At 70.4% G+C, this 15,637-nt stretch carries 15 protein-coding genes; 5 read left to right on the top strand and 10 right to left on the bottom strand.

The genetic code is table 11. From position 1 onward, the window contains the following. Positions 1 to 28 precede the first annotated feature (28 nt). Complete coding sequence (locus ACFYYH_RS26855; RefSeq protein ID WP_388555954.1) at positions 29 to 931, top strand: Gfo/Idh/MocA family protein; 903 nt, start codon at positions 29 to 31, stop codon at positions 929 to 931. A gap of 157 nt (positions 932 to 1,088) precedes the next feature. Here ACFYYH_RS26855 and ACFYYH_RS26850 read toward each other — a convergent pair whose 3' ends face one another. Further along, positions 1,089 to 1,841 (bottom strand): hypothetical protein, encoded by a 753-nt coding sequence (locus tag ACFYYH_RS26850; protein ID WP_388555952.1) that lies wholly within the window; start codon positions 1,839 to 1,841, stop codon positions 1,089 to 1,091. Between the two features lie 354 nt (positions 1,842 to 2,195). Here ACFYYH_RS26850 and ACFYYH_RS26845 point away from each other — a divergent pair, with 354 nt between their 5' ends. Next, positions 2,196 to 2,471, top strand: coding sequence for a hypothetical protein (locus tag ACFYYH_RS26845; RefSeq protein ID WP_388555951.1), 276 nt, complete (start codon positions 2,196 to 2,198; stop codon positions 2,469 to 2,471). Positions 2,472 to 2,630: 159 nt separating this feature from the next. On the opposite strand, the gene ACFYYH_RS26840 is transcribed toward ACFYYH_RS26845, so the two are convergent. Beyond that, a complete protein-coding gene (locus tag ACFYYH_RS26840) occupies positions 2,631 to 4,451 on the bottom strand; it encodes an SMI1/KNR4 family protein (protein ID WP_388555949.1) in 1,821 nt (606 codons plus the stop codon). 106 nt (positions 4,452 to 4,557) lie between these two features. After that, positions 4,558 to 5,004, bottom strand: a complete 447-nt coding sequence (locus ACFYYH_RS26835) for a MerR family transcriptional regulator (RefSeq protein WP_388555947.1) — start codon at positions 5,002 to 5,004, stop codon at positions 4,558 to 4,560. 118 nt (positions 5,005 to 5,122) lie between these two features. Between ACFYYH_RS26835 and ACFYYH_RS26830 the strand changes: the two genes are divergently transcribed. Next, positions 5,123 to 5,986 carry a polysaccharide deacetylase family protein gene (locus ACFYYH_RS26830; RefSeq protein WP_388555945.1) on the top strand — a complete coding sequence of 288 codons (864 nt, stop codon included), beginning with the start codon at positions 5,123 to 5,125 and terminating at the stop codon, positions 5,984 to 5,986. Positions 5,987 to 6,343: 357 nt separating this feature from the next. Then, positions 6,344 to 8,686: an NACHT domain-containing protein gene (locus ACFYYH_RS26825; RefSeq protein WP_388555943.1), complete on the top strand. Its 2,343-nt coding sequence runs from the start codon at positions 6,344 to 6,346 to the stop codon at positions 8,684 to 8,686. 143 nt (positions 8,687 to 8,829) lie between these two features. On the opposite strand, the gene ACFYYH_RS26820 is transcribed toward ACFYYH_RS26825, so the two are convergent. From ACFYYH_RS26820 to glnA, 6 genes are all read right to left on the bottom strand, one after another. Continuing rightward, positions 8,830 to 9,765, bottom strand: coding sequence for an aldo/keto reductase family oxidoreductase (locus tag ACFYYH_RS26820; RefSeq protein ID WP_388555941.1), 936 nt, complete (start codon positions 9,763 to 9,765; stop codon positions 8,830 to 8,832). A 436-nt stretch (positions 9,766 to 10,201) separates the two neighbouring features. Continuing rightward, positions 10,202 to 11,020 (bottom strand): class I SAM-dependent methyltransferase, encoded by an 819-nt coding sequence (locus ACFYYH_RS26815; RefSeq protein ID WP_388555938.1) that lies wholly within the window; start codon positions 11,018 to 11,020, stop codon positions 10,202 to 10,204. Next, positions 11,017 to 11,214, bottom strand: coding sequence for a hypothetical protein (locus tag ACFYYH_RS26810; RefSeq protein WP_388555936.1), 198 nt, complete (start codon positions 11,212 to 11,214; stop codon positions 11,017 to 11,019). The genes ACFYYH_RS26815 and ACFYYH_RS26810 overlap by 4 nt, the downstream gene beginning before the upstream one ends. Positions 11,215 to 11,284: 70 nt before the next feature. After that, entirely contained in the window at positions 11,285 to 11,776 is a 492-nt protein-coding gene (locus tag ACFYYH_RS26805) for a hypothetical protein (RefSeq protein WP_388555934.1), read from the bottom strand. A 29-nt stretch (positions 11,777 to 11,805) separates the two neighbouring features. Continuing rightward, on the bottom strand, positions 11,806 to 12,408 hold the full coding sequence (locus tag ACFYYH_RS26800; protein WP_388555932.1) for a hypothetical protein: 603 nt from the start codon (positions 12,406 to 12,408) through the stop codon (positions 11,806 to 11,808). 233 nt (positions 12,409 to 12,641) lie between these two features. Next, entirely contained in the window at positions 12,642 to 14,051 is a 1,410-nt protein-coding gene (gene glnA / locus ACFYYH_RS26795) for a type I glutamate--ammonia ligase (RefSeq protein WP_388555929.1), read from the bottom strand. Positions 14,052 to 14,272: 221 nt separating this feature from the next. On the opposite strand from glnA, the gene ACFYYH_RS26790 reads away from it, so the two are divergent. Further along, a complete protein-coding gene (locus ACFYYH_RS26790; protein ID WP_388555926.1) occupies positions 14,273 to 14,740 on the top strand; it encodes an RDD family protein in 468 nt (155 codons plus the stop codon). Between the two features lie 193 nt (positions 14,741 to 14,933). Here ACFYYH_RS26790 and ACFYYH_RS26785 read toward each other — a convergent pair whose 3' ends face one another. Beyond that, a complete protein-coding gene (locus tag ACFYYH_RS26785) occupies positions 14,934 to 15,632 on the bottom strand; it encodes a DUF4191 domain-containing protein (RefSeq protein WP_388555923.1) in 699 nt (232 codons plus the stop codon). Positions 15,633 to 15,637: the final 5 nt, after the last annotated feature.

The raw sequence follows: 15,637 nt of genomic DNA, 5'->3' as shown, positions 1-15,637 counted from the left end.
CCCAGGGGCAGGGGGCACACTGATCGCCATGAGCAAGCCACGTATCGGACTCCTCGGCACCGGCCCCTGGGCGGAGCGCACGCACGCCCCCGCCCTCGCCGCCCATCCCGGAATCGAATTCAGCGGTGTCTGGGGGCGGCGCCCCGAGGCCGCCGCCGCGCTCGCCGCCGCTTACGACACCACTCCGCACTCCGGCGAGGTCGGCCTCGACGCACTCTTCGCCGAGAGCGACGCCATCGCCTTCGCCCTGCCGCCCGACATCCAGGCGCCGCTGGCGGCACGGGCCGCCGCCGCCGGATGCCATCTGCTGATGGACAAGCCGGTCGCGACGACGGTGGCCGGCGCCCGCGAGGTCGCGGACGCGGCGGCCGACGCGGGCGTCTCGTCCGTCGTCTTCTGCACCCTGCGCTTCGCCCCCGGGACCGCGGACTGGATCGACGAGCAGGCCGCGAAGGGCGGCTGGTTCACCGCCCACGCGTACTGGCTCGGCGCGCTCTACGGAACCGGCGCGGACAGTCCGTACGCCGCGTCCCCCTGGCGCCGCGAGAAGGGCGGCCTGTGGGACGTCGGGCCGCACGCGCTGTCGGCCCTGATCCCGCTGCTCGGCGATGTCACGGACGTGACGGCCGTACGGAGCGAGCCCGACCTCACCCACCTCGTGCTCCGGCATGTGTCCGGGGCGGCCAGTACGGTGGCGCTGAGCCTGAGCGCGCCGGAGGCGGGGTCGGGGTCGGGCGTCGAGCTGCGCGGCGAGCACGGTACGGCGGTGCTGCCGACGGAGTGGGGTGACCCGGTCGACTCGTTCCGCGCGGCGACCGACGCGCTGCTGGAGTCGGTCCGTACGGGACAGCCGCACCCCTGCGACGTACGGTTCGGGCTGCGGCTGACCGAGATCCTGACGGAGGCGGAGGCCCAGCAGCAGCCCCAGTAGCCCCAGCAGCCCCAGGAGGCGGGAGCGAAGGACTGACGCGGGGTCCGACGCGGTCCGACGCGGCTCCGACGCACGCGTAGGGCCCGGCCGGTCGACCGGCCACTCGGCCGCTCGGCCGACCGGGGCATCCGCCACCGGTCAGAGCCGTCTGACCGGACTAGCCGGCCTGACCGGAGGCGCTCCCGACACGTTCGATACGGGCGTTGCGGATCAGGAACTTACCGGGTTCGCGGACCTGCTCGAACGCGGCGTCGTTCAGCAGGGCGCAGCTTCCGGAGGGCGAAGTGACCTGTACGGTCGTGGACTTGTCGTTGTCGAGATTGGTCACGCGGAGCGTCGTGCCGACCGGGAACTGATTGCTCGACGCGGCCGGGGCACCCGCCTCGCCGGAGAGTGTGATGGTGGAGCCGGCACAGACGACTTCGCCCCCACCCTCTCCGGCGGCGGGCGGGGCCTCCTCCGCCGGGGGCTGCTCCACGGTCGGCGGCTGGGCACCCTCTCCCGCCGGGGCGCCTCCGGCCTGCGCGTCCCCCGCCTGATCGCCGCCCACCTGGCCGTTGCCCGTCTGCCCGTTGCCCGTCTGGCCACTGCCCGTCTGGCCACTGCCCGCCTGGGCGCCTGCGCCGGTGCTTCCCTCGCCCACCTGGCATCCGGACGCCGCCTGCTGGAGCTTGATCTGCTCGATGACCGCGACGCGGTTGGCGATCCGTGCCTCGGACTGCGCGTCCGGCTCGGCGCGCTGCCCGGCGATGAAGTTCTCGTTGTTGCCCAGGGCCGTGGCCAGCCCGTCGCAGACCACCGATGCCTGGCTGGTACCGGTCATCACCACCGCCGTACCGCCCACGAGCGCCACCGAGGCGGCGAGCAGGGCCAGTTTCTTCCTGGAACTGAAGGTCTTCTTACGGGACACGTGTGGGGGCTCCTGTTCCCGGCCGTCTGTGGGCCGGCCGGCTGGGTTCCGTGTGCCGTTGGGTACGGGCGCTCGGGCCGGTCTGTTCAACCGTCACGGCATCGCGAGCACCGAGGAACGCCGACCGCACCGCTCGGCCGCGCCTCGCCCCCGGACCCGGACCCGGACCCGGACATGCCGTTCCCCCGTTCTCCTCCTTCCTCGTCCTTCACTCTTTCCTCCGGTTCCCCCCGCTGGCTCCGCTGCCGGCTCCGGACACCGTCACATGCCCTCTGGCCAGGGGCGATTGTCAGTGGAAGGCAGTAAAATGGAGGTAGTTCGTGAGGGTCCCACCACCGCGCCGGGAGGTCGCCGATGGCCGTTGCCACAATCACGACGAAGTCCTTCGAGAGTCAGCTCATCGTGCCCACCATCGTCCGCAAGCCACTGCCCGCGGGTCAGCCCCGGGAGTGGTACGAGACCCACAACCGCCGACTCAAGGCCATGCGTCTCGCCATCGCCCTGCTCGACTCGGGCGTGTATCACCCGGCGAACGCGACCAACCGCAGGATACGGAACACGGCCGCCCGGATCGGGATCCACCCGCCGTCCGACACCACCTGCCGCATGGTGCGGGCCCTGATCCGATAGGGCCGCCGACGGCTGCGACGGACGGCTACGACGCTCAGCCGTAGCCGTCGACAGCCGCTGAGGCACGGCGCACGTTACGGCTGAGGCACGGCGCACACCGGCTCCCCGGCCCGCAAGGGACCGGGGAGCCGGACGTCCGTCGTAGCGGCGAGGCCGGTGTCAGGCGGCGGTGCTCCACGGCCTGGTCCGCACGGTGTGAAGACGCCCCTGGGTGAGCGCGAAGCGGGGCAGGGACACCTCGAACTCCTCCGCGATGGCGTCGAGCGCCTCGAACTCGTCGTCGGGATCGAGCGAGAGCTCCTCCGACCCGGGAAAGAAGTCCTCCGGGTCGAGGGTGTCCGGCAGGGTCCCCCACTCGACGATGTCTCCGCCGTGCACCGTGAATCCGTACCGGCGCTGTCCGTCCTCGGCGTAGGAGAAGTGGAAGGTGCCGGGCAGCTCCTCCGACTCGCTGCCCCGCTCGACCCACACCATGACGGACGCCGTACCCCGCGAGGCCAGCTCTTCCAGCTTCCCCAGGTCCCCCAACTCGCCGAATTCCTCGACCGCTTCGAATTCCTCGACGGCTCCGGCCGCTCCGGCCGAAGTGAGGCCGAGGCTGCCGAGGCTTTCGAAGGCGAAACTCCAGCCGCCGTCGCCCCCGCACGATCCGATACGGGCCGCTCCCCCCACCTCACGCGCGTCGGCCGGTGCGGACAGGGTCACCGACCGGCCCGGCTCCCGCGCGATGCGGGCGGCCAGATCCTCGGGCGAGACGCCCTCCACAAGAAGGAACCGGTAGGAGTCCTGGTGCTGGTCCTCCTCATCGGCGAGCCAGGCGAGCCCGTCGCCTCCCTCGGCCCCGTCGGCCCGGTCCCATCCGCCGGCCCTGCCGCCTCCGTCGCTCCTGCCGCCTCCGTCGGCCCCATGAAGGGCCGACGCGTCAGGCTCTCCGCTCTCCGCCAGGCCCTCCGTCCGCCCCTCGCCCCGGGGCGTTTCGAGGATGTACCGGCCGCGCTCAGGCGTGGTCACCGGCCCGAGAAGGGGATCGGCGAGCAGTCCGACGGGGGCTATGTGCTCGCTGCCGTGGGGCTCCCAGTCGGCGACGGCGTCCGCGAGCGTCTCCCACGCAGCGCCCGTGTCGCCCCATCGCGCCTGTTCCCGTGCCGTCGCGACCGCCTTGCCGAAGGCCCCGGAGGGCTCGTACCGGAACGTACGCTCCTCGATCTCCTCGATCTCCTCGGAACCGATCCCCTCCAGCCCGGCCAGGGGCGACAACTCCTCGGCGTACAGGGGTCCGCCGCCCAGCATCGCCTCCATCTGGGCGCGCAGCCCATGGGCACGGCTCCGGCCGCATCTGTCCGCCTCGATGAGGAGGTCGAGCCGCCGGTCGATGTCGTCCCCGCTCAGACAGCCCGCGCGGGCCTCTTCGACATCGGCGTCGAGTTCGCGCGTCGTGGCGTTCACAAAACCGGGGGAGTCCGCGTGGTGACGGTGGAACTCCCGGAACAGGGCCTGCATCAGCTCCAGGAACGACTCGTACCGCTCCGGCTCCTCGTCCTCGTACCGCTCCTCGTCCTCGTACCGCGCCGGCCCGTCGTCCGACGGCCGTCCTCGGTACAGATACGCGGCCCACTCCTCGTCGGCGTTCACCTCACCGGGGTCGAGCAGGACCTCGGCGTCCGAGGTGACGGCCAGCCGAAGGCGTGCCCCGGCCGTCCCGGCCCTGCCGGTGGACTCCCCGCCCGGCCCCTCGTCCCAGCGGAGCCCCTCCGCCGTCCCCACCACACCGATGTCGGTCCCGGCCGCCCGCCAGCCGTCGGTGACCGCCAGGAAGGAACGGTAGGTCAGCGGCAGCGCCGTCCCCAGTCGCTCCTCCAGCTCGGCGATACGCTCCTCCGCCACGGCCGGTGAACCGAGCCATCGCGCCCCCGTCCCGACGGAGTCCTCCCAGTCCGCACTCCACCGATCCAGGAAGGGCCGCCAGTTGTAGATCTTCATGGCTCCCATCGTGCCAGCGCCCACTGACAACCGACACCCAACGGCCCGCAAACCGAGGGGGCTCCATGAGGCGGACACACGAACGCCACCCCGTGGACGAGCGGTGTCACCGTGCCGTGGACACCGCCGGTTCGCCCTCGCTGTCTCCTTCGTCCCGGGCGTCTTCTCCGTCCCGCCCGTCTTCTCCGTCGCGGTTGTAGTCCAGCACCGCGTCGAGGTATTCGCCGATGGCGTCCCGGTTACGGGTCAGACAGCGGATGCGGTCGGTCATCCGGTCGCGCTCGTGCTCCAGGGTGGCGATCATCTCCGGTGTCGCGTCGGGGAAGTAGATGGTCCGGGGCTTGTCGAGGCAGGGCAGGATCTGCTTGATGATCCGGGTCGGCAGTCCGGCGTCGAGCAGCCCCCTGATCTGGATGACCCGGTCCACGAACCGTTCGTCGTACTCGCGGTAGCCGTTCGGGGAGCGCTCGGCGGCGATCAGCCCCTGCTCCTCGTAGTAGCGCAGCAGCCGACGGGGGGTCCCGGTACGGTCCGACAGCTCCCCGATGCGCATGTGACCGCCCTCACGTAGTCCCTCACGTAGTACCGCGTTGACCCTCTCATCAATGTGAGGGTTCGAGGATACGCGTCAGACGGAACCACGGCACACGACCGGCACGAGGTGAGTTCTGATGGACAACCAGCTCTTCGACTACCACCCGATCGTCGAACGCGACCCGATCCGCTGGCCGGGCGGGGCCCGTATTGCCTTCTACCTCGGGCTGAACGTCGAGCATTACCAGATCGACCGCCCCTCGACGAGCATCTTCCCCGGCACCGCGGGCCTGGCCCCGGACCCGCTGAACTACGGCTGGCGCGACTACGGGCCCCGGGTGGGCGTCTGGCGGCTGATCGAGAGCCTCGACCGGTACGGGATCCGCGCCAGCGTGATGCTCAACTCCGATGTCGCCGAGCGCTATCCGCAGATCATCCGGGCGGGCCTCGACCGGGACTGGGTATGGGCGGCCCACGGCAAGAACAACTCCATCTTTCAGGCCGACATGACGCCCGACGAGGAACGCGCCTATCTGACCGAGGTGATCGCCACCATCGAGAAGGCCACGGGCCGCCGGCCGCGCGGCTGGCTGGGACCGGCGCTCACCGAGACCTTCCGTACCCCGGAACTGCTCGCCGAACTGGGCCTGACCTATGTGCTGGACTGGGCCAACGACGATCAGCCCTACCGTCTGAACGTGCCCGGCATGCTGAGCGTGCCGTACTCCGTCGAGGTGAACGACATCACCCTGTTCGTCGGCAAGAGCCTCAGCGGCCCGGACTTCGTACAGATCGTCAAGGACCAACTCGACCAGCTCCACAGCGACGCGGCCGACAGCGGCCGGGTGATGTCCCTGGTCCTGCACCCCTTCGTCATCAACCAGCCCTTCCGCCACAGGTACTTGGACCAGGCGCTGGAGTACATAGCGAACCACCCGGACGTATGGCTGACCACCACTGACGAACTGGCCGCCCACTACACCCGCACTGCGACCCCCTGACCACCCTTCCTGCCTCCTTGCCTCCTTGCCTCCCTGCCTTCCTGACTTCCTGCCTTTTTGAGCCACGCAGCGGATCAAGCGGGAGCCCGGGGTCCCGGCCGGGGGGCTCTTTCCAACCTCGGGGTGAGCTGGTGAGATGGAGCGCGAGGGCGCGGAAGGCTCTGACGAGGGCGAGGGCGAGGGCGAGGGCGGCTCTGGCGAGGCCGGGGACGGGGGTGGAAGCCGCACCGTGGCTTCCCGGAGCAGCCGCCAGGCTCTCGTATCCGCGGGGGGGAGCGGTGGTGGGCCCGCCCGCCCGTCCGCCGGTGAGGATCTTCGGAACACCAGGATCTTCGGAACGACAGGGGGGCACGTTTCGTGGGGAGGGATCCGGATCCGCACGGCGAGAACCGTACCGGGGACAGGGGCGGGGAGACGCGCAACGACTTTTCCGGATCCGGCGGCCCGGTGATCCAGGGGCGTGACTTCCTCGGCAATATCACCATCAACGCGTCGCCGCGGCCCGCCCCGGAGCCGCCGGCCCGAGCGGCCGGCGACACCGCCCTGGCCCAGGCCGCGGACGACCTGGCGTTCGCGGTCAAGCGCCAGTGGGAGAAGGAAGTGGCGCTGCGACGGCTGAACGATCCGTACCCGCTTCCGGTCCGGTGGGAGTCGGCGGCGTCGGGGCTGATGGAGCCCTGGCCTTCGCTGGTCCGGCTGGCCACCACGGGGGTCGGCCGCGCGTGGTCGGCCTCCCCCTCGGGATGGGCGTCCGGGCCGGAAGCGCTGCTCGGCGCGGGGGGTGAGCTGGTGAAGGTGCTCGCGAGGGTGCCCACCGGACGCCTGGTGGTGCTCGGCGAACCCGGCTCCGGCAAGAGCGTTCTGCTGGTGCGGCTGGTGCTGGACCTGCTCGCCCGCCGTCGCCCCGGAGACCCGGTGCCCGTGCTGGCGCCGCTGGCATCGTGGGATCCGGACCGGGAGGACCTGGACCAGTGGCTGGAGCAGCGATTAGGTGTCGACTATCCGGCGCTGAGCGAACCTGGCCGGACGGGAACCAGCCGGGGACGAGAACTCCTCGACGCCGGCTTCATCATGCTGGTGCTGGACGGGCTGGACGAGATCCCCGAGGACGTCCGTGGCCGCGCGATCACGCAGATCAACAACGCCCTCGGTCTTCACCCGGACCTGGGACTGGTGCTCGCCTCTCGCAGCGACCCGTTCACCGCCACGGTCCAGCCCCGCAGCGGGACAGAGGTACGGGTGACCGGCGCGGCGGGCGTCGAACTGCTGCCGCTGGACCTGGACACCGTCGCCCTGTATCTGCGGGACTCCGCGGGCGGACCCACCAATGCGGCCTCCTGGCAGGAGGTCTTCGCCGCGCTGGCCGCCGAGAACGATCCCCACCCCCTGGCCCAGGTGCTGACCACGCCGCTGATGGCGTCGCTGGCCCGTGTCGCCTACACCCCCCTGCCGGACAAGCACGCCGCTCCCGCCGCCCGTCCGGTAGAACTCCTGGACCGCTCGCGGTTCCCCGCACCCCGTGCGATCCGGGCGCATCTGGTGGATGCCTTCCTCCCCGCGGCCTACGCACTCCGGCCGGCCTCGAAACCACGACGCGACTGGACCAGGCGGCAGGCGACCCACTTCCTGACCTTCCTCGCCCGCGATCTGGAGGGCCGCAGGCATGGGACCACCGACCTCACCTGGTGGGACCTGGCCGACGCGGCACCGAAGCCCCTGGCGGGGATCGCCGTGGGTCTCGCGGCGGTGCCGGCCGCGGTGGTGATGCCGTTCGGTGCCTGGCTCGGAGCCGGCATGCTCGTCGGGGTCGTCGTAGCCATGATCGGCCGACGGTGGAGCCCGCCTGCCGGCACTTTCAACCGCGGACTCGCGGGCGGCCTGATCGGCAGCCTCCTCGGGTCCGCGTGCGGGCTCGGCATTCGCTTCGCGCTCGGGGTCGACAGCCCGGCGGGGTATCTCGTCGGCGGACTGGCGCTGGGCCTCGTCCCCGGATTCCTGGGCGGCTTCCGAGCCGGCCTGGCCGGCGGTGTCGCGGCGTCCTTCGTCGGGGCGTTCGTCGGCGAGCCCACGATGGGCGAGGCGGCGCCGCTGGTCAACAGCTTCGGGTTCGCCGTCGCCGCCGCCTGCGTCGTCACCCTGGGCAGGCGTCACCTTCCGGCGAGAGGACTCCGCTGGTCCCCGCTCGGAATCGTCACCGCCATGGGCGGTGGCCTCGCGATCGGGCTCGCGGTCACCCTCCAGGCAGGCGCGCTCGCGGGTCTGCTGTGCGGGCTGGTCGCCGCCGCCGGAGGTTCCTTCGGCGCCGGCCTGGAGGCGAGGCCGGCCGAGGCGACGGTCGCGGCGGATCCCCAGACCGTACTGAGCCAGGACCGCGTCACCTTCTGGACCACCGCCTCGGCGGGTGGCCTCGCCATCGGACTCGCCGCCGCCTTTGTCGTCGGATCGGATCTTGGACCGTGGCAGGGACTCAGGACCGGACTGGCCGACGGGCTGGCGACCGGACTGGCCTGGGGCTTCCTTCAAGCCAGATACGGATCGTTCACGCTCGCCCGATGCTGGCTGGCCCTGCGGGGACAGGTGCCGTGGCGGCTGATGCCGTTCCTCGCGGACGCCCACCGCCGAGGAGTCCTCCGCCAAGTCGGCGCCACCTACCAACTCCGCCACGCGGAACTCCAACGCCGCCTCGCCCGAAGCCCCTGACCCCCCGGCCCCGATGACCGCGGTCTGCCGAGATCGCTGCCGCGTGCCGCTGTGCACAAGAGGTCCCGGAGATCAAGGTGCGGGGGCCACACCGGCCAGTGCGGCCCGGTCCCGGATGATCAGGTGGTGCCGCGTATCCGGATTCAGGGAACGAGGTGGCCCGCGGCGCGGAACAGTTCGTACCACTCGGCCCGGGTGAGCGGAAGCTCGGAGCCCTGGGCGGCGCCCGCGACGCGCTCCGGGCTGGTGGTGCCGAGTACGACCTGCATCTGAGCGGGGTGGCGGGTGATCCAGGCAGTCGCGATCGCGATGGCGGGGACGTCGTACTGGCCGGCGAGGCGGTCGATGACGGCGTTGAGCTCGGGGTAGTCCGGCGAGCCGAGGAAGACACCCGTGAAGAACCCGGCCTGGAAGGGAGACCACGCCTGGATGGTGATGTCGTTCAGACGGCAGTAGTCGACGATCCCTCCGCCGTCGAGGGTGACCGACTGCTGCTCCGCGAGCATGTTCGCAGCGACCCCCTGAGCGACGATCGGCCCGTGTGTGATCGAGAGCTGAAGCTGGTTGGCCACGATGGGCTGACGCACGTACTTGCGCAGCAGGTCGATCTGGCGTGGGGTCTGGTTCGAGACACCGAAGGCGCGCACCTTGCCCGAGGATTCGAGCTCGTCGAAGGCGCGGGCGACCTCTTCGGGCTCGACAAGCGCGTCGGGGCGGTGCAGCAGCAGGATGTCGATGCGGTCGGTCCGCAGGGCCGCGAGCGAGCCCTCGACCGATTTGACGATGTGCTCGTAGGAGAAGTCGAAGTACGGGCCGTCCGTGACGATTCCCGCCTTGGTCTGGATCGTGATCTCGTCGCGCTGCGACGGGCTCAGCGCCATCGCGTCGGCGAAGCGGCGCTCACAACCGTGCAGCTCACCGCCGTAGACGTCGGCGTGGTCAACGAAGTCGATGCCCGCGTCGCGCGCGGTGCGGACGAGCTCGCGGACCTCGTCGTCGGTCTTGTCGGCGATACGCATCAGGCCGAGCACGACGTTCGGGGCGAGGATGTCGGTGCCGGGCATGGTGAAGGTCTTCACGACGGGATTTCCTTTCAGATGTTCAGGTCTGCACAGTACAAGCGGGGCCCACTCCGCGCTTGAGCGGGCGGGGGGTCCATCGGCGGCGAGCAGCGAGTCCGGGGGATGCTCCCGGGACGGGACGCCCCGGGGACCGGGATCACGCCGGGTGGAAGAGCGTGCTACGGATCCCACCCCGGCGTGCCGCCGCTCGCACGCGTCGCCGGCACCGGGCGGATCCAGCGGCTGCTGAGCACATGCGACTGGGATGCCGACGAGGTCCTCGATGACATGCGCGAGTACGTGATCGAGCTCTCCATCATCTCCAGGTCGGCTACAAACAGGCAGCCACACCAGTGCTGGCCGAACTCATCCGCCGCACACCCCGTCCCCAGACCGCCCAACGCTTCGAGATCGCCATGCGCCACACGATCCCGTTGATAGCGGCTACGCCTGCTCAGCGACGGCAGATCAAAATGCCGCCCTTGCAGTTGATCTCGAACGTCCCGTGCCGGGCGATGTGGTCGTCGAGGAGGTCGCGGGCCCGCTCGATGGTCGCGTCGAAGGGCACGTCGTGCTGGTCTGCCCATGCCTGGTAGGAGGCCATGTACGCGATGACCGGTTCGGGGTCGCGGACCGTGATGGTGCCGGGTAGTTCGATGGTCTCCACGCGGCTGAACTCCTCGCCGAGGACAGTCGGCGCCTTCTCCAGGGAGAAGCGCGCGCCGAGTGAGATGCGCGCTGGGCCGCGTCCGATGTCGAGGACCTCGCCTGCGGCCCGTTGCCATAGGTCGTCGAGTTCGGCCTTGTCCCGGTCGCTGTTGGTGGAGGCGATCACCAGCCCGTCACGGCCAACGATCCGGGACAGCTCCCTGACCGCCCGGGGGATGTCGGGGACGTGGTAGAGCATGTGCAGCGCCAGGGCGGCGTCGACGCTCCCCGTGGCCAGCGGCAGGCGGGTGGCCTCCGCCACGGCGACCGGGCCGGGGACGCCGGCGAGGATGCCAGGTGCGATGTCCAGGCCCAGCAGGGTCAGATCGGGTCGGTCCTGGCGGATTCGCTGGATGAACTTGCCATTGCCGCAGCCGATATCGACCACGCGCCCGCGCACGCCGCTCAGCTGCTCGGCGACGATGCCCGGCAGGTCATGGCGCGGGGTTTGCCACTGGTAGAGCGACTGGCGCGCGGCCAGGTCCCGGTCGCTGCTGTAGGCGCTCCCGGCGAGGCGGCGCCGGTCGGTGACGGCGGCGTCGTGTGCGGCGGAGAGGTCGGTCACGTCGGCGGCTCCGGGGGACGGGCGGCGGGTGAGGCCGCGAGGACGGCCGTGTGCTGGAGTCGTTCGCGCAGGTGTGCCGCCTGCGCGGCCCCACCGTACTGCGGCTCGCTCAGCTCCCGGCCCAGCGCGGTGAGCCGCCGCACGATGCTGGCCGACATACGCTCCGGTGGGGAGTCGAGGACGAAGCCGAGCATCGCCTCGGTGCCTCCCAGGTCGCCCAGGAGCAGATACCCGCGGGCGAGGTCGACATGGGCGGCGAAGAGATCACCGACCGATGCGCTCGGCGCCCTCCGGCCACAGCACGTCGACCGGGATGCCTGCGGTGCGGGCTTCGAGGACCACGTCGGCTGTGCCGCCGCCCTTGCCGCCTGGGGGTTGGCCGTTCCAGACGGCGACCAGACGGTCTGCGCGCTCCAGGAGTACGTGGTTGGCTGCCTCGTACGCCTCTCTGCCGGCCGTTTCGAAGGGCATGGTCAGTACTTCGTCGGCGGCCTCGATGAGCTTGTCGAAGAGGGGAGCGTGCTGTGGCCTGACCTTTGTCCGGCGGTAGTCCTGGGAGGGGATCACAGCTACGAGACGGCCGCCGGCGGCGAGTACGGCTTCCGCGAAGAGGCTGTCCGATCCGGCGGCGATGCAGGAGACCCCGACCAGATCCGGGCCGCTGTGTCCGGCCAGCAGGTCTCGCAGAGCGTCGCGGACCAAGGAGACCGATGCGTCCGTCAGGTCCATGTGGCCGGTTACGGCAAGAGTTGTCACAGCGGCTTCTTCTCTCTCAAGCGGGGTCATCAGTCGGCGAGTTGTTCGCGGAGTCTGGCCCGAGCTTCCCGGACCGGGCGGGACGCGCCGTGACCGACGGTGTACGAGTAGAGCCACGCCATGCCCTCCCGTACGCGTCCGGACTGCACCCGTTCGGCGACGTCCAGCGCGGCGTGGGTCTCCTGGCACCCGGCACTCAGGTCGCCGCCGAGGAAGTAGACCTCCGCGAGACCGAGCCGGTCGAGGGCGTTGCTGCGGCCCGCCTCCGGGCCGCGCTGTGAGAGGGCCTGCCGGATTTCCTCACCTGCGCGGTTGGCGTGTGTACGAGGGTCCTGCCGGGCGAGTTCCAGTAGTCGGCCGCCGGTGGTGCCGGCGAGTTCGGCTTCGTCGAAGTAGGCGATCCAGTGTGGCTCGGTCTGTTCGGGAGCGGCCTCGCCCAGATCCTGTCGCGCCTGTTCGGTCGCCCGTGTGAACGCCGAGGTGCGCCCGAGGGCGGCCAGTGCCCATGCCTCCCGGGTGCGAAGCATCGCCCGCACCCGGGGCCCGGCCACGTCGCGGGCGCCGTCCTGGGCGAGGCGAACAAGTTCGAGTGCGTCCTGTGGTCGGTTGCTGTACAGCATCTGACGGGCCATGCCCGCCAGCACGTTGGCGCCCCACAGACGGTCGCCGCCCGCGTGTGCGGCCCGCAGGGACAGCCGGTAGTAGTCCTGGGCCCGCCGTTGCAGGCCACTGTCCCACGCAGTTTGGCCTCTTTTAAGTTTTAAGCGTACGGAAGCCGTCGGCCGTGCCTCTCTGCTCGCTGAGGCACGGCCGACGGCCCTTGGACGGCTCAGGGGAGCGAAAGCCGCTCTGACCTGGGGCCTTCTTAGATGTCGAAGTACAGCTCGAACTCGTGGGGGTGGGGGCGGAGCTGGATGGGGGCGATTTCCTTGGTGCGCTTGTAGTCGATCCAGGTCTCGATCAGGTCCGAGGTGAAGACGCCGCCGGCCTGGAGGTACTCGTTGTCCGCTTCCAGGGCGTCGAGGACGTCCGGGAGGGAGGTCGGGACCTGGGGGACGCCCGCGTGCTCCTCGGGGGCCAGTTCGTAGAGGTCCTTGTCGATCGGCTCGGCCGGCTCGATCTTGTTCTTGATGCCGTCGAGGCCCGCCAGGAGGAGGGCGGAGAAGGCGAGGTACGGGTTCGACGAGGGGTCCGGGGCGCGGAACTCGACGCGCTTGGCCTTCGGGTTCGAGCCCGTGATCGGGATACGCATCGCCGCGGAGCGGTTGCGCTGCGAGTAGACCAGGTTGACCGGGGCCTCGAAGCCGGGGACCAGGCGGTGGTACGAGTTCACCGTCGGGTTGGTGAACGCCAGCAGCGACGGGGCGTGCTTGAGGATGCCGCCGATGTAGTAGCGGGCGGTGTCCGAGAGGCCCGCGTAGCCCTGCTCGTCGTAGAAGAGCGGGGTGCCGCCCTGCCACAGGGACTGGTGGACGTGCATACCGGAGCCGTTGTCACCGAAGATCGGCTTGGGCATGAAGGTCGCGGTCTTGCCGTTGCGCCAGGCGACGTTCTTCACGATGTACTTGAAGAGCATCAGGTCGTCGGCGGCGGCGAGCAGCGTGTTGAACTTGTAGTTGATCTCCGCCTGGCCGGCGGTGCCGACCTCGTGGTGCTGGCGCTCGACCTGGATGCCGGACGCTTCCAGCTCCAGGGAGATCTCCGCGCGCAGATCGGCGAAGTGGTCCACCGGCGGGGCCGGGAAGTAGCCGCCCTTGTAGCGGACCTTGTAACCGCGGTTGTCCTCGACCGCTCCGGTGTTCCAGGCGCCGGCCTCGGAGTCGATGTGGTAGAAGCCCTCGTTCGCGGTGGTGTTGAAACGCACGCTGTCGAAGACGTAGAACTCGGCCTCGGGGCCGAAGTACGCGGTGTCCGCGACGCCGGTGGAGGCGAGGTAGGCCTCCGCCTTCTTGGCGATGTTGCGCGGGTCGCGGCTGTACTGCTCGCCCGTGATCGGGTCGTGGATGAAGAAGTTGATGTTCAGCGTCTTGTCACGGCGGAACGAGTCGACCCGGGCGGTCGACAGGTCCGCGCGCAGCGCCATGTCCGACTCGTGGATGGCCTGGAAGCCGCGGATCGACGAGCCGTCGAAGGCCAGCTCCTCCGCCGGGTCGAACGACTTCGCCGGGATCGTGAAGTGCTGCATCACGCCAGGCAGGTCGCAGAAGCGGACGTCGACGAACTTGACGTCCTCGTCCGCGATGAACTTCTTGGCCTCGTCGGCGTTCTGGAACATCCAGCTCCTCCTCCTCCCGTCCCGAGGAGGGGCGGGGGTTGTCCTCGGTCGTGCGGCCAGTGCGGTGGCACACGCTGGACCCGACCATAGGTTTCCGGGATTTCTCAAGCATGACCCATTTGTTTCGCCCAAGTTAACCAGCCCGGGTGCGCGCCGGGGCGTACGACGGCTCCGCACCCCCCGTTCCCGGGCGCCGAAAACGCCCGCAGTACCGTGGACGGGTGGACAACAGGCAAGCAATCGGATCGTGGCTCTCCGGCCCCCGTGCGGCCGCCGAGGACATGGGTGTCGACTTCGGCTACCGGGGTGAGCGGCTCGGTCTTCCCGAGCGGGGACCGGGCTCGGTGGCCCCCCTCGGGCGACGCTTCGGAGCCATCTTCGTCGACTGGGCGCTCTGCGTGCTGATCGCATACGGGTTGCTCGCCGGCCGTGACTGGCAGGCGGCCGGCAACTGGGCCCTCGGGGTTCTGCTGGTCCTGAGCGTCCTGACCGTCGGTACGGTCGGCTTCACCCCCGGCAAGCGGCTCTTCCGCCTGCGGGTCGTCGCCGAGGACGGCGACCGGCTGGGCCTCGGCCGCGTACTCGTCCGCAGCGTCCTGCTCTGCCTCGCCATCCCGGCCCTCATCTGGGACCGCGACGGGCGCGGGCTCCACGACCGGCTCTCCCGCTCCGTGCAGGTCCGGATCTAGCCGCTCGCGTACGGTCCCGACTTCCGGGTCGGCCCCCGTGCTCCTCGGGCCCGGCCCCGCTTCCGGCCCGTCCTGACCCAGGTCCCTTGCGGGCGCGGATCCATGGGCATCGCGCAGACGGACAGACAGACAGACGGAGGGCGGCCCCGAGTGATCGGGGCCGCCCTCCGCCGTATGCGTCCGTCGTGCTCGGTCAGCGCATCTTTCCGCCGCGTGGCATCCGCATGCCCTTCGGCATCGGGCCCTTCGGCAGCGGCATGTTGCTCATCAGGTCGCCCATCGCCCGCAGCCGGTCGTTGGCCGCCGTCACCTGCGGGCCCGCCAGCACCCGCGGCAGCTTCAGCATCGTCGTACGCACCTTCTTCAGCGGCACCTGGCCCTCGCCGTCGCCGACGATGATGTCGTGCACCGGCACGTCCACCACGATGCGCGCCATCCGCTTCTTCTCGGCCGCCAGCAGGGTCTTCACCCGGTTCGGGTTGCCCTCGCCGACCAGCACGATGCCCGCCTTGCCGACGGCGCGGTGGACGACGTCCTGGTTGCGGTTCATCGCCACCGCCGGTGTGGTCGTCCAGCCCCGGCCCACGTTCTCCAGGACGGCCGCGGCCGCGCCCGGCTGGCCCTCCATCTGCCCGAAGGCCGCCCTCTCCGCGCGACGGCCGAAGATGATCGCCATCGCGAGGAACGCCAGGATGAAGCCCAGGATGCCCAGATAGATGGGGTGGCCGATCAAGAAGCCGATCGCGAGGAAGACACCGAAGGTGACGATTCCCACACCAGCGACGACAAGACCGACCTTGGAGTCGGCCCGTCGGGTCATCTTGTAGGTAAGAGCGATCTGCTTCAGTCGCCCCGGGTTCGCAGCAGTGTCTGCGTTTTCCTTCCTCGCCATGCCGA

The organism is Streptomyces sp. NPDC002018, from assembly GCF_042890865.1.
Classification (GTDB): domain Bacteria; phylum Actinomycetota; class Actinomycetes; order Streptomycetales; family Streptomycetaceae; genus Streptomyces.
The sequence above is the reverse complement of the archived record's forward strand: the minus strand, read 5'-3'. Positions and strand labels throughout refer to the sequence as shown.